Origin of the sequence: Streptomyces sp. NPDC006516, assembly GCF_040611875.1 — a bacterium.
Classification (GTDB): domain Bacteria; phylum Actinomycetota; class Actinomycetes; order Streptomycetales; family Streptomycetaceae; genus Streptomyces.
Genome location: NZ_JBEXPD010000017.1, coordinates 43,280 through 64,586, shown reverse-complemented (window position 1 = coordinate 64,586; position 21,307 = coordinate 43,280). Strand labels below are relative to the sequence as shown.

21 protein-coding genes are annotated in these 21,307 nt (G+C 72.1%); 10 read left to right on the top strand and 11 right to left on the bottom strand.

The window, feature by feature from the left end:
• Position 1 precedes the first annotated feature (1 nt).
• The gene (locus ABZY45_RS31550) at positions 2–2,068 is read left to right on the top strand and encodes a BTAD domain-containing putative transcriptional regulator (RefSeq protein ID WP_356745546.1); all 2,067 of its coding nucleotides are present in this window, start codon (positions 2–4) and stop codon (positions 2,066–2,068) included.
• A 120-nt stretch (positions 2,069–2,188) separates the two neighbouring features.
• A complete protein-coding gene (locus ABZY45_RS31545) occupies positions 2,189–2,563 on the top strand; it encodes an antibiotic biosynthesis monooxygenase family protein (RefSeq protein ID WP_356745655.1) in 375 nt (124 codons plus the stop codon).
• A 45-nt stretch (positions 2,564–2,608) separates the two neighbouring features.
• Here the strand turns inward: ABZY45_RS31545 and ABZY45_RS31540 are convergent, their stop codons facing one another.
• Entirely contained in the window at positions 2,609–3,718 is a 1,110-nt protein-coding gene (locus tag ABZY45_RS31540; protein WP_356745544.1) for a DegT/DnrJ/EryC1/StrS family aminotransferase, read from the bottom strand.
• Positions 3,719–3,847: 129 nt separating this feature from the next.
• Between ABZY45_RS31540 and rfbA the strand changes: the two genes are divergently transcribed.
• Entirely contained in the window at positions 3,848–4,729 is an 882-nt protein-coding gene (gene rfbA, locus ABZY45_RS31535) for a glucose-1-phosphate thymidylyltransferase RfbA (protein WP_356745542.1), read from the top strand.
• Positions 4,730–4,759: 30 nt separating this feature from the next.
• Here rfbA and ABZY45_RS31530 read toward each other — a convergent pair whose 3' ends face one another.
• Both ABZY45_RS31530 and ABZY45_RS31525 read right to left on the bottom strand, forming a co-directional pair.
• A complete protein-coding gene (locus ABZY45_RS31530) occupies positions 4,760–5,470 on the bottom strand; it encodes a class I SAM-dependent methyltransferase (protein WP_356745540.1) in 711 nt (236 codons plus the stop codon).
• 59 nt (positions 5,471–5,529) lie between these two features.
• Positions 5,530–6,306 carry a cyclase family protein gene (locus tag ABZY45_RS31525; RefSeq protein ID WP_356745538.1) on the bottom strand — a complete coding sequence of 259 codons (777 nt, stop codon included), beginning with the start codon at positions 6,304–6,306 and terminating at the stop codon, positions 5,530–5,532.
• A gap of 177 nt (positions 6,307–6,483) precedes the next feature.
• Here ABZY45_RS31525 and ABZY45_RS31520 point away from each other — a divergent pair, with 177 nt between their 5' ends.
• Complete coding sequence (locus ABZY45_RS31520; protein WP_356745536.1) at positions 6,484–6,921, top strand: nuclear transport factor 2 family protein; 438 nt, start codon at positions 6,484–6,486, stop codon at positions 6,919–6,921.
• Between the two features lie 77 nt (positions 6,922–6,998).
• Here the strand turns inward: ABZY45_RS31520 and ABZY45_RS31515 are convergent, their stop codons facing one another.
• Genes ABZY45_RS31515 through ABZY45_RS31490 form a run of 6 tightly spaced genes read right to left on the bottom strand, consistent with a single transcriptional unit; the run spans position 6,999 to position 13,924 of the window.
• Entirely contained in the window at positions 6,999–8,264 is a 1,266-nt protein-coding gene (locus ABZY45_RS31515) for a class I SAM-dependent methyltransferase (protein ID WP_356745534.1), read from the bottom strand.
• Positions 8,261–9,730 (bottom strand): NDP-hexose 2,3-dehydratase family protein, encoded by a 1,470-nt coding sequence (locus ABZY45_RS31510; protein ID WP_356745532.1) that lies wholly within the window; start codon positions 9,728–9,730, stop codon positions 8,261–8,263. Before ABZY45_RS31510 ends, ABZY45_RS31515 begins: the two co-directional genes overlap by 4 nt.
• On the bottom strand, positions 9,727–10,674 hold the full coding sequence (locus ABZY45_RS31505; RefSeq protein ID WP_356745530.1) for an NAD(P)-dependent oxidoreductase: 948 nt from the start codon (positions 10,672–10,674) through the stop codon (positions 9,727–9,729). Before ABZY45_RS31505 ends, ABZY45_RS31510 begins: the two co-directional genes overlap by 4 nt.
• Positions 10,671–11,285, bottom strand: coding sequence for a dTDP-4-dehydrorhamnose 3,5-epimerase family protein (locus ABZY45_RS31500; protein WP_356745528.1), 615 nt, complete (start codon positions 11,283–11,285; stop codon positions 10,671–10,673). The genes ABZY45_RS31505 and ABZY45_RS31500 overlap by 4 nt, the downstream gene beginning before the upstream one ends.
• Positions 11,286–11,334: 49 nt before the next feature.
• On the bottom strand, positions 11,335–12,546 hold the full coding sequence (locus tag ABZY45_RS31495; RefSeq protein ID WP_356745526.1) for a class I SAM-dependent methyltransferase: 1,212 nt from the start codon (positions 12,544–12,546) through the stop codon (positions 11,335–11,337).
• Positions 12,547–12,583: 37 nt separating this feature from the next.
• A complete protein-coding gene (locus ABZY45_RS31490) occupies positions 12,584–13,924 on the bottom strand; it encodes a P450-derived glycosyltransferase activator (protein WP_356745524.1) in 1,341 nt (446 codons plus the stop codon).
• 132 nt (positions 13,925–14,056) lie between these two features.
• On the opposite strand from ABZY45_RS31490, the gene ABZY45_RS31485 reads away from it, so the two are divergent.
• Both ABZY45_RS31485 and ABZY45_RS31480 read left to right on the top strand, forming a co-directional pair.
• Entirely contained in the window at positions 14,057–14,800 is a 744-nt protein-coding gene (locus ABZY45_RS31485; protein WP_356745522.1) for an NAD-dependent epimerase/dehydratase family protein, read from the top strand.
• Between the two features lie 119 nt (positions 14,801–14,919).
• Complete coding sequence (locus tag ABZY45_RS31480) at positions 14,920–16,143, top strand: acyl-CoA dehydrogenase family protein (RefSeq protein ID WP_356745520.1); 1,224 nt, start codon at positions 14,920–14,922, stop codon at positions 16,141–16,143.
• A gap of 124 nt (positions 16,144–16,267) precedes the next feature.
• Here ABZY45_RS31480 and ABZY45_RS31475 read toward each other — a convergent pair whose 3' ends face one another.
• The gene (locus tag ABZY45_RS31475) at positions 16,268–17,221 is read right to left on the bottom strand and encodes an aromatase/cyclase (protein WP_356745518.1); all 954 of its coding nucleotides are present in this window, start codon (positions 17,219–17,221) and stop codon (positions 16,268–16,270) included.
• A gap of 221 nt (positions 17,222–17,442) precedes the next feature.
• Between ABZY45_RS31475 and ABZY45_RS31470 the strand changes: the two genes are divergently transcribed.
• From ABZY45_RS31470 to ABZY45_RS31455, 4 genes are all read left to right on the top strand, one after another.
• Positions 17,443–17,616 (top strand): hypothetical protein, encoded by a 174-nt coding sequence (locus tag ABZY45_RS31470; RefSeq protein ID WP_356745516.1) that lies wholly within the window; start codon positions 17,443–17,445, stop codon positions 17,614–17,616.
• A gap of 229 nt (positions 17,617–17,845) precedes the next feature.
• Positions 17,846–18,835: an ATP-binding cassette domain-containing protein gene (locus ABZY45_RS31465; protein ID WP_356745514.1), complete on the top strand. Its 990-nt coding sequence runs from the start codon at positions 17,846–17,848 to the stop codon at positions 18,833–18,835.
• Positions 18,836–18,837: 2 nt separating this feature from the next.
• Positions 18,838–19,611, top strand: coding sequence for an ABC transporter permease (locus ABZY45_RS31460; RefSeq protein WP_356745512.1), 774 nt, complete (start codon positions 18,838–18,840; stop codon positions 19,609–19,611).
• Between the two features lie 63 nt (positions 19,612–19,674).
• Positions 19,675–20,373, top strand: a complete 699-nt coding sequence (locus ABZY45_RS31455; protein WP_356745510.1) for a DsbA family protein — start codon at positions 19,675–19,677, stop codon at positions 20,371–20,373.
• A 59-nt stretch (positions 20,374–20,432) separates the two neighbouring features.
• Here ABZY45_RS31455 and ABZY45_RS31450 read toward each other — a convergent pair whose 3' ends face one another.
• Positions 20,433–21,218 (bottom strand): SDR family NAD(P)-dependent oxidoreductase, encoded by a 786-nt coding sequence (locus ABZY45_RS31450; protein WP_265691104.1) that lies wholly within the window; start codon positions 21,216–21,218, stop codon positions 20,433–20,435.
• Positions 21,219–21,307 lie beyond the last annotated feature (89 nt).

The following is a 21,307-nucleotide window of genomic DNA, read 5'->3' as shown; positions in this document are numbered from 1 at the left end:
CATGCCGACCGCACCCAAGCCGCGTCAGGTCATCTCCCTGCTGATGCTGCGGCACAACACCGTGGTGCAGGCGTCCGAATTCATCGACGAGTTATGGCCCGAGCTGCCACCCCCGAGCGCGGTGACCACTCTGCAGACCTACATCTACAAGTTCCGCAAGCTCCTTCTCAAGCAGGGACTCGGGAACCTGCTTCAGACTCAGCCGGGCGGGTACAGCCTTGCCATTCCGTCGTCGAGTCTGGACGTAAGCCTGTTCGAGCGACTGGCGGAGGAAGGGCAGGAGCATTTCCAGCGGGGCGATTCCGCAGCGGCTCTGGCATGTTTCGAGCGGGCCCTGGCCCTGTGGCGCGGGCCCGCACTCGCCGACGTCGAGACCGGGGGGCGGCTCTTCTCGTACGTGACCCGGCTGGAGGAACTTCGCTTCCGCATCCTCGAACTGCGGATCGAGTCCGACCTGGAGAACGGCCGGCACCGCGAACTGATCAGCGAACTCAAGGCGCTGGTACTCACGCATCCCTTGCACGAGCACCTCCACGGCCTGCTCATGGTCGCCCTCCACCGGTCGGGCCGACGGCACGAGGCGCTGGAGGTCTACCAGAGCCTGCGGCAGAAGATGATCGACGAACTGGGTATGGAACCCGGCAAGGAACTCGCCGGCCTCCAGCACACCTTGCTGTCCGACTCACCCCGGGAACCTCAGGAGCCACCGCGGCGGCCGAGACCCGCGCCCGCGTCGGCACCCGTCGCCCCGCCCGCTCCCGCCCTCGCGCCCTCCCCCGCCCGTGATCCCGTTCCGGCAGCTCCCGGCCTCACGCACACGGCTCCCCCGGCCGGGGGAGCCGCCGCGCACCTCGCTCCCCCGCCGGAGCACCCTGGCCCGGCGGCCCCCGCGCCAGGCTCGCTGCTCCCGGCCGCCCCCGCTCCGACCGCCCTCCTCCCCTCGGGTGGCGGTGGCATCGCGCCCCAGGTCCCCGCCCAGCTCCCCTCACCGCTCGCCGCCCGTGAGTCCGTCGGTATACCGGCCCAACTCCCGGCGGGGCTGGCGGGGTTCGTCGGCCGGGAGGACGCCCTCAAGGAGCTGGAGGCGGCGCTGCGCGAGCCCGGCCGGCCTCTCGGCGACGGTACGGCGGCCCACATCGGGGTCGTCACCGGCCCGCCGGGCGTCGGCAAGAGCGCGGTGGCGGTCCATCTGGCGCACACCCTGCGCCCGTACTTTCCCGACGGGCAGCTCTACGCCGACCTGCGTGGCTCCTCCGCCGAGCCGCGTGACCCCGCCGAGGTGCTCCTGGGCTTCCTGCGGGCCCTGGAGGTCCCGCCCTCACGCATCCCGGAGGGCCTGGAGGAGTGCGGTGCGCTGTTCCGGTCCCGTACGGCCGGGCGCCGGGTGCTGGTGCTCCTCGACGACGTGGCGTCCTCGGCCCAGATCCGCCACCTGCTGCCTGCGGACCCGCGCTGCGCGCTGCTCGTCACAGGGCGCAGGCGGATGACCGCCCTGGTGGAGGCCGAGCGGGTGGAGCTGAGCGCGCCGTCCCCCGAGGAGGCCCTGGAGATCCTCGCGGTCCTCGCAGGCAGGCAGCGGGTGGACCGGGAGCCGGAGGCGGCACACCGGATCGTGGAACTGCTGGGCCGTCACCCGCTCGCCCTGCGCTGTGTGGGCGGCCGGCTCGCGGCCGGGCCGGGGCTCTCGCTGGCGGCGCTCGCCGACCGGCTGGAGGCCACCCCCCGGATCCTCGACGTGGCCAGGCTCGGCGAGCTGGAAGTACGCTCTCGGTTCGCAGCGAGCTACGAGGGCCTCGGCCCCCAGGAGCAGGGGACGTTCCGGCTGCTCAGCATGCTGGGCGAGACGCCTTTCACCGCCGCGCAGGCGGCGGAGCTGCTCAGTCGTCCGGTCCGGGACCTGGAGTCCGTCCTGGAGGTCCTGGTCGACAACCACCTGCTGGCCACGGATCGTCGCGCGGATGGCATCGGCCGCTACGTCTTCGACCGGCTGACGCGGGCGTACGCCAAGGAGCGCCTGGAGGACACGCTGGCGGTACCTGCGGTTGCCGAGGACGCGGGCGCCCGGTAACAGGTTCACGTGCGGGCGGTCAGCCGGAGTCGAGACGTTCTCCACGGGTCGCTGCCAGGCTCCCGTGCACGCGTCCGCAGGTGGCGGACGGAGACGACGAGCGGAGGGGTGGCCTTGTCCATGCGGAGCGGCGAGCAGCGGGAGCCCGACGTGGTCACCGGGGACGGGCACGCCGGGCCGGAGCCCGAGGTGACCTTCGTCAACCGGTTCACCGTGCACGGGCTTCCCGAGGAGTTCGAGGAGGCATTCGCCCGGACCTCGGCGTTCATGGCCCGGCAGCCGGGGTTCGTCCGGCACAGCCTGCTGCGGGAGGTGAACGATCCGGCCGGCTACGTGAACCTTGCGGTGTGGACTGACCAGGCCTCGTTCCGGCGGGCGGTGCGGCAGCCGGGCTTCGGTCCCCACGCCGCCGCGCTGCGGGCGCTGAGCCGGAGCGAGAACGGCCTGTTCACCGCCCGCCTCTCGGTGACGGCGGCCGAGGCGCGCGAGGCCTGAGCCGCCGTCCCGCGTGGTGAGGGGTCGCCCGCGAGGCGGTCCCGTTCAGGACAGGGTCTTGAGGACCTCCCGGAGGGCTTCGACGACCCTGTCCTGCGTGTCCGGGGTCAGCGAGGGGTACATCGGGAGCGAGAAGATCTCACGGGCCAGGCGTTCGGTGACGGGCAGCGAGCCTTGCCGGTGGCCGAGGTGCGCGAAGCCGGTCATGGTGTGGATCGGCCAGGGGTAGCTGATGTTCAGCTCGATGTCCCGTGCCTTGAGCGCAGCGATGATCTCGTCCCGGCGAGGGTGCCGCACCACGTACACGTAGTACACGTGCTCGTTGCCCGGGACGGTCTCGGGGAGGACGAGTCCGGTGTCACCGAGACCGTCGGCGTACCTCCGGGCGATCTCCTGACGGGCCGCCACGTAGTGGTCGAGCCTCCGGAGTTTGCGGCGCAGGATCTCGGCCTGCACCTCGTCGAGGCGGCTGTTGTGGGCGGGCAGGCCGGTGACGTAGTACCGCTCCTCCATGCCGTAGTAGCGCAGCCGGCGGAGCCTGCGGTCGATCTCCTCGTCGGAGGTGAGGACCGCGCCACCGTCGCCGTACGCGCCGAGGACCTTCGTCGGGTAGAAGGAGAAGGCGGCGGCCGTGCCCATGGTCCCGGCGGGGCGGCCGTGGTGGCGGGCGCCGTGGGCCTGGGCGCAGTCCTCCAGGACGGACAGCCCGTGGCGCGCGGCCAGTTCCTCCAGGGGGGCCATGTCGACGCTCTGTCCGTAGAGGTGGACCGGGAGCAGGCAGCGGGTGCGCGGGGTGAGGGCCGCCTCGACCTGGGAGACGTCCATGAGGTAATCCTCGCGCACGTCGACGAAGACCGGGGTCGCGCCTGCGCCGACGATGGCGACGGCGGTGGGAGCAGCGGTGTTCGAGACGGTGATCACCTCGTCCCCGGGGCCCACACCGAGGGCCTCCAGGCCGAGCTTGACCGCGTTGGTGCCGTTGTCGACGCCGGCGCAGTGACTGGCCCCGTGCCAGGCGGCGAACTCCTCCTCGAACGACCGGACGCTGTCGGCGAGGACCAGCCGACCGGAGCCGAAGACGGTGTCCACCGCGTCAAGAATCTCCTCGCGCTCTGCCGCGTACTCGTCCAGATATCCCCATACACGAATGGTCACAGGCATTCTCCATTTCCGCTCGGATGAGCCCCGATCTCAGCGGAGCCGACTCGCGTACGGCTCGATTGCACCTCGATCCCGGGTCCTTGTCCTTGTGGCCCCCGATAAACCGCGGATAGCATCGCCTCCATGAAAGGAATCATTCTGGCCGGAGGCACGGGAAGCCGTTTGTATCCGATTACACTGGCCGTTTCGAAACAACTTCTGCCGGTCGGCGACAAACCGATGATCTACTATCCGCTCTCGGTGCTGATGCTTGCGGACATCCGGGACATCCTCATCATCTCCACCCCTCATGACCTGCCACTTTTCCGGCGTCTACTCGGTGACGGAAGCCATCTGGGGCTCCGTGTCGCGTACGCGGAGCAGCAGGATCCGAACGGGATAGCGGAGGCCTTCATCATCGGCGCGGAGCACATAGGGGACGATTCTGTGGCCCTGGTGCTCGGCGACAACATTTTCCATGGGCATTCCTTCTCCGAGGTACTCAGACAGGAGCGGGAGAATTTTGAAGGATGCCTGCTTTTCGGCTACGAGGTACACGATCCGGAGCGTTACGGGGTCGGCGAGACCGACGGGAACGGAATACTCGTGTCGATCGAGGAGAAACCGGAGAAGCCCCGCTCGAACCGGGCGATCACCGGTCTCTACTTCTATGACAACGACGTGGTCGCACGGGCCGCCGCTCTGCGCCCGTCGGCGCGCGGCGAGCTGGAGATCACCGATCTCAACCGGATGTACATGGAGCACGGGCGGGCCCGGCTGCGGGAGCTGGGCCGGGGCTTCGCCTGGCTCGACACCGGGACGCCCGAGTCGCTCCTCCAGGCGTCCCAGTACGTGCGGACGCTGGAGGAGCGGCAGGGGGTGCGGATCGCCTGCGTCGAGGAGGTGGCGCTCCGGCGGGGGTTCATCGGCCCCGAGGAGTGCCACCGGCTCGGCGCGCGGCTCGGGAACTCGGACTACGGCCGGTACGTCATGGCCATAGCCGGCGAGCACCCGCTCGCCGGCTGATGCCTTCGTGCGGGGTGCTCACCGGCCGTCTCAGGGGCGGCGCGCGACGAAGAGCCCCCGTGCCGTCCAGTCGGGCCGGATGTACTCGGCGGGACATCCGGCGTCGGCGAAGGCGGCCAGGTACTCGTCCAGGGTGAACAGGGTGAGGAGGTCGACCTCGGTGAACTCCCTGATTCCGCCGGCCTCGCCGATGACGAACCGGACCTCCATCCGGGTGGTCCGGCCCTCCCGGGTGGAGTGCGAGATCCGGGCGACGGTCCGGTGCTCGTCGCTCGCCAGGTCCCCGGCCACGTAACCGTCGAGGAACCGCTCGGGGAACCACCAGGGTTCGACGACCATCACCCCACCGGGCCTCAGATGGCGGGCCATGGCGGCGACGGCAGACCTCAGATCGGGGACGCTCCGCAGATAGCCGATGGCGGTGAACAGGCAGACCACCGCGTCGAAGGTGCGTTCCAGGTCGAAGGCGCGCATGTCGCCCTGGTGCAGCGGCACTCCGGGCAGCCGCTCTGCGGCGCGTTCCAGCATGGCCTGGGACAGTTCCAGGCCCTCGGTGTGGGTGAAGAGGCCGTCGAAAGCCTCCAGATGGGCGCCGGTGCCGCACGCCACGTCGAGCAGGGACTCCGCGGCGGGCAGCTGGTTCCTGATCAGGCGGGTGGTCTCGGCGGCCTCGGCCGCCCAGTCCTTGCCCCGCGCGCGATAGACCAACTCGTAGACGTCCGCCAGATCGTGGCCGAACATCGGCCTCCTTCGGGTAGGGGCCCGGGGCCGGGCACAGGTGGGCCGGAAGGCCGTCCGGTTCAGTCCTGGACGAGGGCGACCGCGCGGGTCCAGCCCGCGCCCGCGCCGGTGATCTTGACGGGGAAGCAGGACACCTGGAAGCCGTACGGCGGCAGCGCCTCCAGGTTGGCGAGGCGTTCGATCTGGCAGTACTCGCGGTCCCTGCCGATCATGTGCGCGGGCCACAGCACGTCACGGTCGCCGGTGGCCCGGTAGCGGGCGATGATGTCGCCGAACGGGGCGTCGAGGCTGAACGCGTCGGTGCCGATGACCCGGACGCCGAGGTCGAGGAGCAGATGGACGGCGGGTCCGTCGAGGCCGGCGAACTCGGTGAAGTACCGCTCGGTCCCCCGGTGGCGCTGTGCCCCGGTGTGCAGCAGGACGATGTCCATCGGTTCCGGGGTGTGCCCGGCACGGGCGAACTCCTTCTCCAGCCGCTCCGCGCCGATGACGCCGGTGGGCGCGTCCGTGAGGTCCAGCACCATGCCGGGGCGCAGGAACCAGTCCAGCGGCATCCGGTCGATGTGCCGGGGTACGCCGTCGCCGTAGCCCGCGCGCGAGCCGTAGTGGGAGGGCGCGTCCACATGGGTGCCGGTGTGGGTGGTGAGGGTGACGCGGTCCAGGGAGAGGAACTCGCCGTCGGGAAGCTCCTCGGGAGCGAAGGAGATGCCGAAGTGGGTGCGCATCTCCTCGCTCATGTGCAGGGCGCCCTCGCGGGGCGTGAGGACGTGGTGCTCCACGGGGTCGGGTTCCCAGAGCGCCGCGTCCACCGCCGAGGACAGGTCGATGAGCCTCACGGCGCACCTCCATGGGTCGGGGCCGGGTTCGAGGTCGGCATGCTTCCGGCCGGGACCGGAGGCGCGGTGGAGGCGGGCTGGAGTCCCGGGCCCGCTCGCGTACGAGTCCGGTTCCATGGGGCCACGCGAGCATCGGCGGCAAGCGGCCCGCGACCCGGCGGGCAAGGAGGGAGATCCGTGAGCGAGACCATCAGCCCGGCGTACGCGTCGCTGTGCGCCGACATCCAGTGGTTCTACGCCCGGCAGATGCACCTGCTGGACTCGGGCGACGCCGAGGCATGGGCCGCCACCTTCACCGAGGACGGCCTCTTCGCGCCGCCGTCGGTGCCCGAACCCGTCCGGGGGCGCGCCGCCCTGGCGGCGGGGGTCCGGTCGGCGCACGCGGCGCTCGCCGCCGACGGCGAGGTGCGCAGGCATCTGCTGACCACGGCCGCGATGGAGAATCCGGAGCCGGACGGTTCGGTGCGGGTGCGCTCGTACGTGCAGGTGGTGGCGACCCGGCGGGACGAGGCGCCGCGGCTGCTCCTGATGTGCGTGTGCGACGACGTCCTGACCGTCGAGGACGGCCGGTGGCGCGTGCGGGAGCGGTACGTGACCCGCGACGACCGGCCCTGAGGCGGACGGCGAGAGGCCCGGGGGGACGTCGGGCGACGTCCCCCCGGGCCTCTCGCGTGCCTCGGAGGGGGTACGGCTCAGCGGACGGTGTCGGCCGACACGACGGCGGGTTCGGGGAAGGGCAGGATGAACCGGCCTCCGGCCCGCAGGAACTCCGCCTCCTTGCGCAGGATCTCGTCGGCGTAGTTCCAGGCCAGCATGAGGTAGACGTCGGGCGGGTCGTTCCTGGCGTGGCCGGGGCTGCGGACCGGGATGTGAGTGCCGGGCAGCACCTTGTCCTGTTTGAGCGTGGTGGTGTCGGTGCAGTAGGCCACCTCGTCGGCGCCGAGGCCGCAGATGTTGAGGATCGTGGTGCCCTTGGCGGATGCCCCGTAGCCCGCGACCCGCTTGCCCTCTGCGAGCAGGGAGCGGACGAGGACGGGCAGTTCCTCGCGGACGGCCCGGACCCCGCGGGCGAACTCCCGGTAGGCGGAGTCGCCGTGGAGTCCGGCCCGGTCCTCCGCCGCGATCAGTTCGCCGACGGCGCCGGTGACAGGCCGCCGGGCCTCGGGACGGCCGGCGAGCACCAGGAGGGAGCCGCCGTGCACCGGGAGCCGCTCCACGTCGAAAAGACTCAGTCCGTGCCGGGTGAAGAGGGTGTCGAGGGTGCTGAGCAGGAAGTACGAGAGGTGCTCGTGGTAGATGGTGTCGAAGGCGTACTTCTCCAGCAGGTCCACCGCATAGGGGACCTCGATGGCGAAGACACCGTCAGGGGCGAGCAGCGCGCGCACTCCGGCGAGCACCCCGGCGAGGTCGTCGATGTGGGCGAACACGTGGCGGCCGAGGATGAGCCGCGCGGGCCCGTGGGAGCGGTGGACCTGCCCGGCGGTGGTCTCGGTGAAGAATTCCGGCAGGGTATGGACGCCGTTCTCGCTGGCGACGGCAGCCAGGTTGCGGGCGGGGTCCACGCCGAGCACCCGGGCGCCGTCGCGGGCGAAAGCGGCGAGCTGCTGGCCGGTGTTGCTGCCCAGTTCCACCACCAGGTCCCCGGCGCCGAGCGCGGCCCGTTCCCGGCAGGTGCGCGCGACGAACTCCATGTGGCGGGTGATGGTCTCCGAGTCGGAGGTGACGTAGCTGTACGTCCGGTACATCACCTCGGGGTCGACGACGTGGGTGACGCTCATCAGCCGGCAGGAGCGGCAGGAGATCACCCCCAGCGGGTAGGCGGCCTCGTCCTCGTAGGAGTCGGCGGGTGGCAGGAAGGCGTTGGCCAGCGCCACCTCGCCGAAGGAGACCACGTCCTGCCAGTCCGCCGCGCCGCACACCCGGCAGCTGGTGACGGGCCGTACGTTCTCCGCGTTCATACCCGGGCCTTCCTCTCCGTGGTCGGTGCCGGTCCGCCCGGCGTCAACAGGCTCTGCAAGCAGGCCACCAGGCTGCGTGCCTGGATGTTGAGGTAGTGGCTGTGCCGCAGCAGCTCGACGAGCTGGTGGACGGTCATCCACCGGTAGTCGGGATCGTCGGCGGGGACGTCGAGGTCGGTGTCGACGATCAGATAGCGGTTGCGCGCGTGGTGGAAGCGCCCGCCCTCCTCGGAGAGCAGGGACCGGAAGCGGACCCTCGCGGGGTCCGCTTCCTCCACAGCGTCCAGGTAGCGCGGCCGAGCGCTCCTCGGCAGGTGCGCGTAGGAGGCGGGGGTGCACTGGACCGTGGGGGCCAGTTCCACCACATCCATGTAGCCCGCCTCGACGCGGGCGTTCATGAGGACGTGCAGCACTCCGTCGATGGACCGGGTCAGGAAGGCGACGACGCCGGTGCCGTGCGGTTCGATCATGGGCTGCGCCCACCGGGCGACCTCCCTGCCGCCCGCCTCCACACGGACGCCGATCACGTCGAAGAAGGCCCCGGACTCGTGGGAGATCCGCTCCGGGGTGCGGTGCCAGCCGGGCAGCCCCGCGAGCGGGACGCGCCGGGCCTGGACCTCGGTGCGGGTGCGGGCCTCGGTGATCCAGCTGAGGACGGCGCCCAGCGGGTGCCGGGCCCCGGCGGACGGGTCGCAGGAGCGGATGAGGGCCGCCTGGAACGGGTCGGCGGGCGGGCCTAGTTCGCGGGCGAGGTCCGCATGGGCGAAGGGCAGGCAGGACAGGACGGTACGGGCGTCCATGTTGAGGACGTCGTCCTCGGCGAGGAGCCGGTGGAGCTGACCCAGGGTCAGCCAGTGGAAGTCCTCGTACACCTCCACCTCGCCTTCGGCCTCGACGACCATGTTCCGGTTCCGTTTGTGGTGGAACGCGGAGCCCTGTTCCGACTGCCGTACGTCGACGAGGGTGCCCCGGGAGCCGGGATCGCGGAACCGGTCCAGGTACGGGACGGGACGGCCGCCGTGGATGCCGGTGTAGTTGCTGCGGGTCGCCTGGACGGTCGGTGAGATCTGGACGCCGCCGACGTTGCCGGGCTCGACCTTGGACTGCATCAGACAGTGCAGGATCCCGTCGAACTCCTTGACCAGGATGCCGAGGACGCCCACCTCGGGCTGGTTGATGATGGGCTGGCTCCAGGCCGGGACGGGCCCGGCCGGCATCCGGACCTCCAGACCCTCCACCGTGAAGAACCCGCCGGTGTGGTGGCGCAGATTGCCGGTCTCGGGGTCGGTCTCCCAGCCGGCGAGGGCGTCGAGCGGGACGCGTTCCACCTGGGTGAAGGTGCGGGCGGCGGCCCCCGCGTACCAGTCGCGGAACGCGCTGTGCGGGGTGTGCCCGCCGTCGCGTGCGTACGCCGACGCGGCGACCCGCAACGGGGTGGGCGCCGCGCGCGTGAGGAATTCGGTCATGATTGCTCCACCGGGTGGTCCTCGCGGGACGCGTCCCACATGTCCTTGATCGATTCGGGCAGTTCGACCGTCGGCCGCCAGCCCAGCGACCGGATCGCCCGGCCGACGTCGACCCGGGTCCAGTCGCCGCCCCGCGAGTCGACGGACGCGGCCCTGAGCCGGACGGCGCCCGGCGGCCGCCCGGCCGCGGCGACGAGCAGGTCCACCAGGTGCGCCACCGGTACTGCCTCGCCCCGGCCCACATTGATCACCTGCCCGGTCACCGGAGCGGTGGTGGCGGCGAGGACGGCCTCGGCCAGGTCCCGTACGTCCAGGTAGTCCCGGTGGGCCCCGGCGACGGTCAGTTCGGCCGGCCGCTCCGGGGTGGCGTCCCGGAGCTGACGCACGACGGCGCCGAGGAAGCCGACATCCGCCGCTTCCGGGCCGCAGAGATTGACGACCCGCAGCACCACCCCGTCCACGAGCCCCTCGCGGGTGGCGCGGAGCACGGCCTCGGCCCCGGCGAGTTTGCTGCGCGCGTAGGCCGTCTCGGGCCGGGGCCCGTAGGTCTCCGACACGGCCGTGCCCGCGGGAAGCGGGCCGTACTCGTGGACGGACCCGATCTGCACCAGCCTGGTCCTGCCGGGCGTCCGGGCGAGTGCGGCGAGCAGGTTCTCCACCAGGTGCAGGTGGACGCGCTCGTTCTCGGCCTCGCCGGTGACCCAGCCGCCGGTCGCGTTGACCACGGTGTCCACCCCGGCCGCCGTGAGCAGACCGGCGAGTTCACCGGGGTCGACGGCCGCCGCGTCGAGGGCGAGGAAACGATCGCCGCCCGGGTGCGAAGGCCCATGGCGGCCCACTCCGAGGACCGGCCGGCGAGCCCGGACGAACGCGGCCGTGACCGCGCGGCCCACGCAGCCCGTCGCGCCGAACACGGCGACGGCGGGTTCCCGGCCGGCGGTCACCGGGCCGGGCCGCCGCACAGCGCCCGTTCGAGCTCCAGACAACGCCGGTACTCCGGCAGGGTGCCGGACTTCTCCGCTGTCTCCAGGGTCGGCGCGGCCAGGTCCCGTTCCGACATGACCGGTTCGAAGTCCGACGGCAGCGACAGGTCGAGGACCGGGTCGAAGACCGAGAGGGCCAGCTCGTTCTCGGGGACGTACTCCCCGGAGAGCATGTACGACATGACCGTCCGGTCCTCCAAGGCGACGAAGGCGTGCGCCACGCCGACCGGGAAGTAGACGGCGCGGAAGTCCTCCTGGTCGAGCAGGACGGTCTCGGAGCGGCCGTAGGTGGGCGAGCCGAGCCGGACGTCGATGACGATGTCCAGGGCCCTGCCGCGCGCGCAGTAGACGTACTTGGCGATGCCGGGCGGTGTGAGGGTGTAGTGGGCGCCGCGGATCGTGCCGCGGCGGGAGAGACTGTGGTTGGTCTGGGCCACGGGGAACAGCGGATGTCCCAAGGCCTGTCGGGCGGCCGTCTCCTGGAACGGGGAGACGAAGAGCCCCCGTTCGTCGGTGAAGACCTGGGGCCGGAACTCGAACGCGCCGTCCACGGCGAGCTGTCGCGACTGCATGACACCGTCCTCGGTTGCTTGTGGTGGGGCCGGCCTGGGCCGGCGGCGGTCAGAGGACGCGGACCTCGGGCACGTACACGATCCAGCGCCCCCCGGACTCCCGGAACAGCCGCTCCTTCGCCATGATCTCCTCGGCGTGGTTCCAGGCGAACAGCACCGCGTAGTCGGGGTAGGGGTGGGTGAGCGCCTCGGTGGGGCGGACCGGGATGTGGGAGCCGGGCATGAGCTTCCCGTGCTTGGCCGGGGTCACGTCGCACACCCAGTCGATCGACTCGGGGCCGATCCCGCAGAAGTTCGTCACGGTGGCGCTCTTCGCCGTGGCGCCGTAGCCGACGATCCGCTTACCTTCTGCTCGCAACTCCCGCAGAAGAGTGGTCAGTTCCGTCCGAACCCGTTCGATCCCGGCGGCGAACGCCGCGAAGGACTCGGGAGTGCCGACCCCCTTGCGGTCCTCTTCGGCGAGCAGCGCGGCCACGGCCGGGCTCGGCACTGCCCGGCCCGTCCGCTTGAGGGTGTAGCGGAGTTCCCCACCGTGCACCGGCAGCCGTTCGACGTCGACGACCTCGAAGCCGAAGCGGGCGGCGGCGGCGCTGACGGAGCGAACGGTGAAGAAGTAGAAGTGCTCGTCGTAGATCTGGTCGAAGGACGTCTGCTCCAGGATGTCGCCCAGGTAGGGATCCTCGAAGACGAAGGCGCCGTCCGGGGCGAGCAGGGTGTCGAGCCCCCGGAAGACGGAGTCCAGGTAGGGGATGTGGCAGATGGTGTTGGCCGAATAGACCAGGTCGGCCGGGCCGTTCCCGGCCACGATCCGGGCCGCGGTCTCCTCCTCGAAGAACTCGGTGAGGACCCGCACCCCCTGCAGGCGGGCGAGTTCGGCGACGCCGCCGGAGGGCTCGACGCCCAGGTGCCGGACGCCCTCCTTGGCCAGGGCCCGCAGCATCACGCCGTCGTTGCAGCCGATCTCCACCACGAACGGGTCGGGGCCGCGCAGGTGCTCACGGGAGATCCGGGCCGCGGTCTGCTCGAAGTGGCGTCGCATGTGGACCGAGCCCGACGAGTGGTACGGGTAGGCCTCGTGGAACATCCGGTCCCGGGCGACCTCGTCCAGGAGCTGGGTCATGCCGCAGGACTCGCAACTGCCCACGGCGAGGCGGTAGAAGTACTCGTCGTCGACGCGGTCGGGGTCGAGGAACGCGTCGGAGAGCGGCTGGCGCCCGAAGTCGAAGAACGGACGGACGGGTCCTTTGCAGACACGGCACATGGGGCCTTCCTCGGGTTCATAAGGTCCGGGGCGGGAACTACCGCCGGACGTTTCCTTGGCGAGCGGCGGGGAAACGGAACAAGCCACCGGTGAGCGGGGAGCGGAGGCGGCGCAGCACCTCGCCGTTCCTGACCAGGCCGGGCATCTCGGCGGCGAGCGCACGCAGCGCGGCCTCGGCCGCCAAGCGCGCGGCGGGGCCGACGATGGCGCCGGCGTGGCCGTCCTCGGGGAGGGCGTGCCGGTCGTGGGCGGGCCGGTGGACGTCGAACCGGTCCGGGTCCTTGTGGCGGCGCGGATCGTGCCCGGCCGCCTCGGTCAGCAGGACGACCTCCTCGCCCCGCGGCACCCTGGTACCCGCGAGGTCCAGGTCCTGGCGCGCGTACAGCCGGTGCAGGCGGACGGGGGGCGAATGGCGCAGGGTCTCGGCGACGGCTGCGGGGGCGAGGCCTGGGTCCTCACACAGGGCCCGCCACTGATCGGGGTGGTCCAGGAGGAGGGCGACGGCGTTACCGGTGAGCGTGGCGGCGACGTCGGCACCGACGAGGGCCAGCAGGGCGGACAGGATCAGGACGTCCTCGGGAGCGCCCAGGGGCCCCAGAGGGCCCGGTGCTCCCGGTGTCCCAGGCTTCTCGCGTGTCTCCCGCGTTCCCTGCGTGGCCTCCGTCCCTCGCGTCTGCCCCGGTTCCTTCGCTCCCGCGGACTCGGCCAGGAGGGACAGGAGTTCCGGGAGGGCGGCGCGGTACCGGCGGGCCGTGTCGAGGCGCGGGGGGCAGAGCGTGGCGTCGAGTACGCCGCTGAGGTCCCCGCAGAGTTCCGCGAAGCGCTCGGCCCGGTGCTCCGGCAGGCCGAGGAGGACGCGTGAGGCGTCCACCGTAGCGGGCCGCACCACGTCGTCCATCAGGTCGAAACGCTCCCCCACCGCCGACGCCCGGTGCCGGTACGCCCGGACGGCCGGGCCGAGCCGGCGGCGCAGCGCGGGCCCGCCGAGCACAGGGGCCGCCACCACCCGGAGCCGTTCGTACTCCTCCCGGGCGAGCGCCACCGGGAGTCCGGTCAGCGGAAGCGCCTCCCGCAGGGCCGGTACGTCCCACGGAGCCGGTTCCCCGTCCGGGCCCCCGGGCGGGGAACCGGTGCCGGGTGGCCGTGGAGTGAGGCGTACGTCGGTCAGCGCCTCCGCGACCACGGTGTGGTCGGCCGTCACCCAGGCCTCGGCGCTGCTCCAGTACAGAGGTCCCCGCTCTCGGACGCGCCGGCCGAGCTCGGCCCGGTCCTCCCCGGCCGCGCGCAGCAGCAGTGCGTATGGGTCTCCCTTCGTGCCCAGGATCCACTGGACGCCGCGCAAGGTCAGCAGGACGCGTCCCAGCGTGCTGTCGGTCATGCTCGCCACCATGGGCCGGAACGCTAGGCAGGCCTCCTCGACCCCCTCTCGAATTCCCCTGTCACCGGCCGGAGACGGCGTCGAGCCGGGCACGAGGAGAGCGTGGCAGCGGCCCCCTAGGGTGACGCGGTCATGGACATCATCGGCAAGGGATTCATCGCCCGGCACCTGTGGCCGCTGCGAGAGGCGCACCCCGGGGTGACGGTGCTGGCGGCAGGTGTTCCGCGCCAGCACCTGCCGGATTCCGAGCACGAGCGGGAGGCCGAGCTCGTACGGGAGACGATCGCGCGCTGCCGGAGCCGGGGCGAACTGCTGGTCTTCTTCTCCACGGCCAGCATGTACGGCGGCCCCGGCTGCCGGGGACGCGAGGACGACCGGATCGTCCCGACGACCCGCTACGGCCGCCACAAGTTCACCCTGGAGTCGACCGTCCGGGAGTCCGGCGTGGCCCATCTCGTACTGCGCCTCTCCTACGTACTGGGGCCGCACGGACCGGACTTCCGGCTGGTGCCCGCCCTGGTGTCGCAGGTGCGGGCGGGGCGGGTCCGGGTTCATCCGGGGGCGCGGCGCGATCTGCTGCACGTCGCTGACTTCGTGGGGCTGGTCGACCGTCTGCTGGCCTCGGGGGTGCGCGACGAGACGGTGAACGTGGCCTCCGGCGACTGCGTGGACGTCCTGGCTCTCGTCGCGCACATCAAGCAGCGACTGGGGCTCGATGCCGAGGAGGAGGTGATGGGCGGGGGCGAGAGTGCGTTCTCGCACTGTCCTTCGGTGGCCAGGCTGCGCGCCCTGGTACCGGAGCCGGCCGGTTCGGTGTTCGGGCCGGGCTACCACCGGCTCGCCCTCGACCGCTACCTCCGCGAGACGGGCGCATGACCGGCGGTGGACCCGGGGAGGCAGCGGCCTTCCAACGGTCGTCGAACCGCCGCGGACATCATCGGGTCCTCCCGGCCGCACCGGGCGACGGGAGTCGACTGAAGGAAGCGGGGAACGCGATGGCGGCGTACGACAGGGACCGGGCAACCACGACGGATCTGCGCGACCCGGGGACCGCCTCGGGCCGGGAGCTGCTCGCTTTGCTGAACGAGTACCTTCCACAGATGCGGGAGGGCGCCCGGCGGGCTGACCGGGAGGGCGCCTTTCCGGCCGAGGTGTTCGAGGGGCTCAGGAGTAGCGGCGTGCTCGGGGCCACCGTGCCGCAGGAGCTGGGAGGGCTCGGCGTCTCCTCGCTGCACGACGTCTGTCTCGCCCTGAGGACCGTGGCCGAGGCGGACGCGTCGACCGCGCTCGCCCTGCACATGCAGCTCAGCCGGGGCCTGACGCTCACCCACGAGTGGCGGCACGGGGACGCGCGGGCACGGGCCCTGGCCGGACGGCTCCTGCGTGGCATGGGCTCGGGCGAGGCGGTGGTGTGCACGACGGTGAAGGACGCGGGCGGCGGGCGGGTGGTCACCCGGCTGCACCCGGCGCAGGACGGCGGCTGGCTTCTGTCGGGCCGCAAGACACTGGCCAGCATGGCGCCGATCGCCACTGACTTCGTGGTGACGGCACAGGTGGAGGTGGCAGGCGTGACCTGCTCGGCCGCCGCCGTCCTGTCCCGGGGGACGCCGGGGCTCAGCGTCCTGGACAACTGGGACGGGCTCGGCATGCGGGCCTCCGGCAGTGTGGACGTCCTCCTGGAGGACTGCCCGGTCCGGCAGGAGGACGTGTTCCTTCGCGGTCCGGTCGGAGAGCGCGACGACACGGCCCTGGCCGGGCAGACCGTCAGTTCGATCACCATGCTGGGGATCTACGTGGGCGTGGCCCAGGCCGCCCGGGACCACGTGGTGGCGGAGCTGACCCGCCGGAGCGGTGCGCCGGGGGCGGGCGTCCGCACGCTGCTCGCCGAGATCGAGGCCCGGCTGCACGCGCTGCGGACCACGGTGGCGGGCACCCTGGTGGTGGCCGACCACCTGGCGTACGGGTTCGACGGTGATCCGCTGGAGCGCGGACGGCGGATGATGTTCGACTTCCAGCGGGCCAAACTGATGGTCAACCGGCTGGCGCCGGAGATCGTCGCGGACTGCGTGACGGTGATCGGCGGCGCCTCCTACTCCGGGTCGCACCCGCTGGCGCGGCTCTCACGGGACGTCAGGGCGGGTGCGTTCATGCACCCGTTCACCTATCCCGACGCGGTGGATTGGCTGTCCGAAGCGGCCCTGGGCGGCCCGAAGGACTGACACCGACGAGGGGCCGGCCGGGTTCCGGGCCACCGGGGCGGGGCGGCGCGGGGCAGGCCGAACGGGAGGGCGGGGAGTCCCCGGCCCTCCCGTTCGCTCTCGCGTGACCCTGAAAGCGCGGGCCTCAGTGGGAACGGGCCTTCCGGGCGTGGGCGACCGCGTGTTCCATGGTGGTGGTGCTGTTGCGGCTGAGGGCGTTCCGTACGAAGGCGCGGGCATCGGCCACCGTGGCGTCCGGGCCGAGGACGGCCGGCACGGCCTCCTCGTTGAGGACGACGGTGTGGACGGAGGTGACCCTGGCCCCGTCAGCGTCCTCCTCGAAGAGCCAGCGTCCGGTGTGCGCGGTCATCAGCGCGGGGGTGCGCAGTTGCTTGTAGACGATCCGATCGTCGGGGAAGCAGATCCGGACGGAACGGGTGGTGTGTGTCGAGCCGTCCGGCGCCAGGGTCTCCATCTCCAGGGTCTGCACCCCGGGGACGTTCTCCTCCAGTACGGTTCCGGCCACGTGCGGCAGCCGTTCGGGCCAGCGGTCCGCCTCGTCGACGAAGGCGTAGACCTCCTCGAGGCCGCCGGGGACCTCGACGGTGTCCTCGAAGGTCAGGGTCAGCCCTCCGGAGTCCTCGGCCCGTTCGACCGCGGCGCGCAGCGCGTCGAGTTCGGCTCCGCTGTTGCGGTCGATCGCCCGCCCGATCCATTCGACGTGGGCGGGGTCGTCGCCGACGGCCCGGAAGTCGTGGAGCAGACGGACCCGGGTCCGGGTGTCGTCGAGCGCCTCGACGATCCACTCCCCGCCCATGGCTGCCACGGGGGGCTGGGAGACCTCCTGGCGGAAGGTGACGCGCAGGCGGTCCTGGTCCAGTCGGCGGCGCGAGGTCCAGCTCTTGACCTCACCGTTGGCTGTGGCCCAGATCCGGATCACCTCCTCCGTCGCGCCGCGTTCGGCGTACTCGACGTGCACCGTGGGCGGGAAGGTCTCCGGCCAGCGGCCGACATCGACGATCAGGTCGTAGACACGGCTGGCGGGTGCGGCCACCGTGACCGTGTGCTCGGTGTGGTGGGTGGTTCGGGGGTCTGGCATGGTTCTCCGTCCAACGCGGCTGTGGGTCGGTTGGTCCTGAGCGCGGCCAGCTTCCGTGCGCACTCTGGTCAGCGGCTCGACGACGGCTCGGGGGGCGGTGGGCGAGGGCCTCGGGGGCACGAACGGGGAGCCGCCGGTCAGCTGCCGGTCAGCGGACCGAGGGGCACGCCGAAACAGGTCCGGGGGGCCGGGGCTCCTCGCGCCACCTTCACGTCCGGTCCGTGGCCGATCGCCTTGTCGGCGCCCAGCCTGGGTGCGCTCGCTGGCGGGACGGTGGAGTCACGCTGGTACGGGCGTCCACGGGCTCCCCGGAAGAGACGGTTCGGCGGGGCCAGGAGCTCGCCGGGGGTGTCTCCATGTCCTTCGTCGAGGAGGCGGCGCTCGGGGCCGCGTGAACGCCGTGCGCGCGGGCCGCACGGACGGCTGTCCGGGTGGTGGTTCGAAGACCAGATCGAGACCGTCAACCAGGCTGACAAAGACGTCATTAACGCTTCTAAGCTCGAAGAAGTCAAGAGCCCAGGGCATCTGGCTTTCCCTCAGCCTGCCCCGGTGCCGAGCCGGCCGGACCGGGCACGGGCCGCGCCCTCCCCTGGTCCGCCCACCGAACTCCGTACGGGAGAACCCATGATCCACACACGCGGGCTCACCCGCAGCTTCCGCGCCAAAGGAGAGACCGTCGAGGCCGTGCGCGGCCTGGACCTCGACATCGAAGCCGGTTCCGTCGTCGCCTTCCTCGGCCCGAACGGCGCCGGGAAGACCACCAGCCTGCGCATGCTGACCACCCTGCTGCCGCCGACCTCCGGCACCGCCGTCGTCGCGGGCCACGACGTGAGGACCGACCCGTCCGGCGTCCGCCACCGCATCGGCTACCTCGGCCAGGGCAACAGCGCCGGCAGCAACTTCCGGGTCAGCGACGAGCTGATCACCCAGGGCCGCGCATACGGCCTGAGCCGCGCGGAGTCCCGCTCCCGGGCCGACCGTCTGCTCACCGCGCTCGAACTGGACGGCTTGACCAAGCGGACGGTCGGCACCCTCTCGGGGGGCCAGCGCCGCCGCCTGGACATCGCGATGGCCCTGGTCCACGAGCCGGCCCTGCTCTTCCTCGACGAGCCGACGACCGGACTCGACCCGCACAGCCGCGCCAACATCTGGGACCACGTGCTGCGGCTGCACAAGGAACTCGGCACCACGATCGTCTTCACCACCCACTACCTGGAGGAGGCCGACCTGTGGGCCCGCCGGGTGATGGTGGTCGACCACGGCCGGGTGATCGCCGACGACTCCCCGGAGAAGCTCAAGGCCGACCTGGCGGGCGACCGCATCACCCTGGGGACCGCCGACCGCGCCGACGCCGAACGGGCCGTCGGGCTGGCCCGCGCCCTGCCCACCGTCCACGAGGTCACCGCCGACGGCACGGAGGTGCGGATCCGGACCCCCCACGGAGACACACAACTCCCCGTGCTGCTGCGGAACCTGGAGGTGGCCGGGGTGCGGGCGCTGACCGCCCGGCTCGTCCGCCCCACCCTCGACGACGTCTTCCTCAGCCTCACCGGGCGCACCCTACGGGAGAGCGCCGATGCCACCGCCCCGACCACCTCGCAGGACGGAGCCTGACCATGAAGGTGCTCAACGACACCCGCACCGCGTTCGCCCGCGAGCTGGGGCCCGAGCTGCGCCAGCCGGCCGGGCTCCTCTTCACGATGCTCCTCCCCTTCCTCTTCCTCGCCCTCTTCGCCCCGCTGCTCTCCGGCACGGGACCGGCGGGCGGGGGCACGGGGACGGGCTCCCCCTGGCAGTGGTTCGTGCCGGGCATGCTCGTCCTGCTGGCCCTCTCCGCCACCGCCGGGGCCGGGGCCTCGCTGCTCAACGAGATGTCCTCGGGGGCGTTCGAGCGCATGCTCGTGACCCCGCTCAACCGGGCGGCGATGCTCGTCGGGCGGGCACTGAAAGAGGTCGTGATCCTGCTGGCGCAGGCCCTGCTGATCCTGGTCCTGCTGCTGCCGACCGACTTCCGGCTCCACCCGCTCGGCGCGCTCGCGGGCCTGGCCCTGCTCACCGTCTTCGGGGTGGGGATCGGCGCCCTCTCCTTCACCCTGGCGCTCCACTCCCGCAAGCAGCAGACCCTGTTCTACGGCGTGCAGCAGATGATCTTCTTCCCCCTGCTGCTGCTCTCCGGCGTCCTGCTGCCGATCACCCAGGCCTCGGCGCCCACCTGGCTCTACGTACTGAGCCGGATCAACCCGGCCACGTACGTCGTCGAGGCCGAACGCGCACTGTTCGACGGCCGGTTCGCCGAGACGAACGTGCTGTACGGGCTCCTCGCAGCGTCCGCCGTCGCGGTGCTCGGGGTCGTCGCGGGCATTCGCGGCATGCGCAACGCCTCGGTGTGACACGCCGTCCGACGCCCCCGCCGCTCACCGCCCTCCGGTCCGTACACGAAGGAGCACCACCCCGTGCCAGCAGAAGCCCTGCCGGGCGGCCCCCGCCCCCGGCTCCGCACCGTGAACGTCTGGTTCGACCCCGCCTGCCCGTACACCTGGCTGACCGCCCAATGGCTGCGGCAGGTCTCCCGGGTCCGGCCGCTGGAACTGCGCTGGCACCTGATGAGCCTCACCCTCCTCAACGAGGGCCGGGAGGACGATCCCGAGGGCGACCCCGGCGGGTACCTGAGGATCCCGGTGCGGATCGGCACCGCCGTCCGTCGCCACCACGGGCAGGAGGCCCTGGGCCGCTTCCACGCCTCCCTCTGGTCCCACCTCGGTCCCCCCGGGGAGCACGGCAGTACCGCCAGGAAGTGGATCAACGACCCGGCCCTCGCCCTGGCCCACGCGGGTCTGCCGCCGGAGCTGGCGGCGGCCGGCGGATCGACCGTCTACGACGAGGAGCTGCGGGCCTCGCACGAGGAGGCCCTGGAACTGCTCGGCCCCCGGCCCGGGACACCGGTGGTGGCCGTCGGGGAGCCCTCGGAGCCCTCCCGTCCGCCGCTGGCCTTCCACGGGCCCGTCATCTCCCGCGTACCGAAGGGCGAGGACGCCGGGCGGTTGTGGGACGGGACGCTCCTCGTGGCCGGGACCCCTGGGTTCCACGCGCTCAAGGGACGGCCCGCCGACCCGGACCCGGACGTGACCGGATCGGACGTCGATCCGGCGTGACCGGGCCCGCACGGGCGGGCCTTCGGGCGGGGCGCGCGGAGGTCTCCGGCCTCCCGAGGTCAGTAGTTGCCGAGGCCGCCGCAGACGTTGAGCGCCTGGGCGGTGATCGGCGCCGCGGTCTCGGTGATCAGGTAGCCGACGAGGCCCGCCACCTCCTCGGGGGTGGTGTACCGGCCGAGGGGGATCTTCGCCTGGAACCGTTCGAGCACCGCGTCGGTCGTGGTGTCCCACGCCGCCGCGTACCCGGCGCGGACCCGCTCCGCCATCGGGGTCTCCACGTACCCGGGGCAGACCGCGTTGACCGTGATGCCGGTCTTGGCCAGTTCCAGGCCCATGGCCTTGGTGAGGCCGACGACGCCGTGCTTGGACGCCGAGTAGGGGGCGCCGAGCACCACGCCCTGCTTCCCGCCCGTGGAAGCGATGTTGACGATCCGGCCCCGGCCGCGCTCCAGCATGCCTCCGGCGGTCAGCGCGGCCCGGGTCACCCGGAACACGCTGTGCAGATTGGTGTCGACGACATCGAGCCACAACTCGTCCGTCAGCTCCGCGGTGGGGCCACCGCCGTTGCGTCCGGCGTTGTTGACGAGGACGTCGACCGGGCCGTACCGGTCGACGGCGGCGCGTACGAAGGCGTCCACCTGCTCGGTGGAGCGCACGTCGCAGCTCTGCCCGTCGGCGTCCACACCCTCCTCGCGGAGGAGTTTGACGGTCGCGGCCACCGCGTCGGCGTCCCGGGCGCAGAGGAAGATCCGCAGCCCGTCCCGGCCGAGCGCTCGGGCCACGGCGAGGCCGATCCCGCTGGTCGCTCCCGTGATGACTGCGGTCCGTCCTGCGGTGCCGGTCATGGTCCCTCCCGGATCGTGACATCGGATGTGCCTGCCCGGCCCGAGGGTGGCAACAGGCGCTCGACAGGCGGTGGAACGACCGCGTTCAC

What these genes read in the sequence shown, in the direction of transcription:
- ABZY45_RS31550 (WP_356745546.1), top strand. Translation starts at nt 2, where the DNA reads ATGCCGACCGCACCCAAGCCGCGTCAGGTCATCTCCCTGCTGATGCTG.
- ABZY45_RS31545 (WP_356745655.1), top strand. Translation starts at nt 2,189, where the DNA reads ATGCGGAGCGGCGAGCAGCGGGAGCCCGACGTGGTCACCGGGGACGGG.
- rfbA (WP_356745542.1), top strand. Translation starts at nt 3,848, where the DNA reads ATGAAAGGAATCATTCTGGCCGGAGGCACGGGAAGCCGTTTGTATCCG.
- ABZY45_RS31530 (WP_356745540.1), bottom strand. Translation starts at nt 5,470, where the DNA reads ATGTTCGGCCACGATCTGGCGGACGTCTACGAGTTGGTCTATCGCGCG.
- ABZY45_RS31515 (WP_356745534.1), bottom strand. Translation starts at nt 8,264, where the DNA reads ATGAACGCGGAGAACGTACGGCCCGTCACCAGCTGCCGGGTGTGCGGC.
- ABZY45_RS31510 (WP_356745532.1), bottom strand. Translation starts at nt 9,730, where the DNA reads ATGACCGAATTCCTCACGCGCGCGGCGCCCACCCCGTTGCGGGTCGCC.
- ABZY45_RS31500 (WP_356745528.1), bottom strand. Translation starts at nt 11,285, where the DNA reads ATGCAGTCGCGACAGCTCGCCGTGGACGGCGCGTTCGAGTTCCGGCCC.
- ABZY45_RS31495 (WP_356745526.1), bottom strand. Translation starts at nt 12,546, where the DNA reads ATGTGCCGTGTCTGCAAAGGACCCGTCCGTCCGTTCTTCGACTTCGGG.
- ABZY45_RS31490 (WP_356745524.1), bottom strand. Translation starts at nt 13,924, where the DNA reads ATGACCGACAGCACGCTGGGACGCGTCCTGCTGACCTTGCGCGGCGTC.
- ABZY45_RS31485 (WP_356745522.1), top strand. Translation starts at nt 14,057, where the DNA reads ATGGACATCATCGGCAAGGGATTCATCGCCCGGCACCTGTGGCCGCTG.
- ABZY45_RS31480 (WP_356745520.1), top strand. Translation starts at nt 14,920, where the DNA reads ATGGCGGCGTACGACAGGGACCGGGCAACCACGACGGATCTGCGCGAC.
- ABZY45_RS31475 (WP_356745518.1), bottom strand. Translation starts at nt 17,221, where the DNA reads ATGCCAGACCCCCGAACCACCCACCACACCGAGCACACGGTCACGGTG.
- ABZY45_RS31465 (WP_356745514.1), top strand. Translation starts at nt 17,846, where the DNA reads ATGATCCACACACGCGGGCTCACCCGCAGCTTCCGCGCCAAAGGAGAG.
- ABZY45_RS31460 (WP_356745512.1), top strand. Translation starts at nt 18,838, where the DNA reads ATGAAGGTGCTCAACGACACCCGCACCGCGTTCGCCCGCGAGCTGGGG.
- ABZY45_RS31450 (WP_265691104.1), bottom strand. Translation starts at nt 21,218, where the DNA reads ATGACCGGCACCGCAGGACGGACCGCAGTCATCACGGGAGCGACCAGC.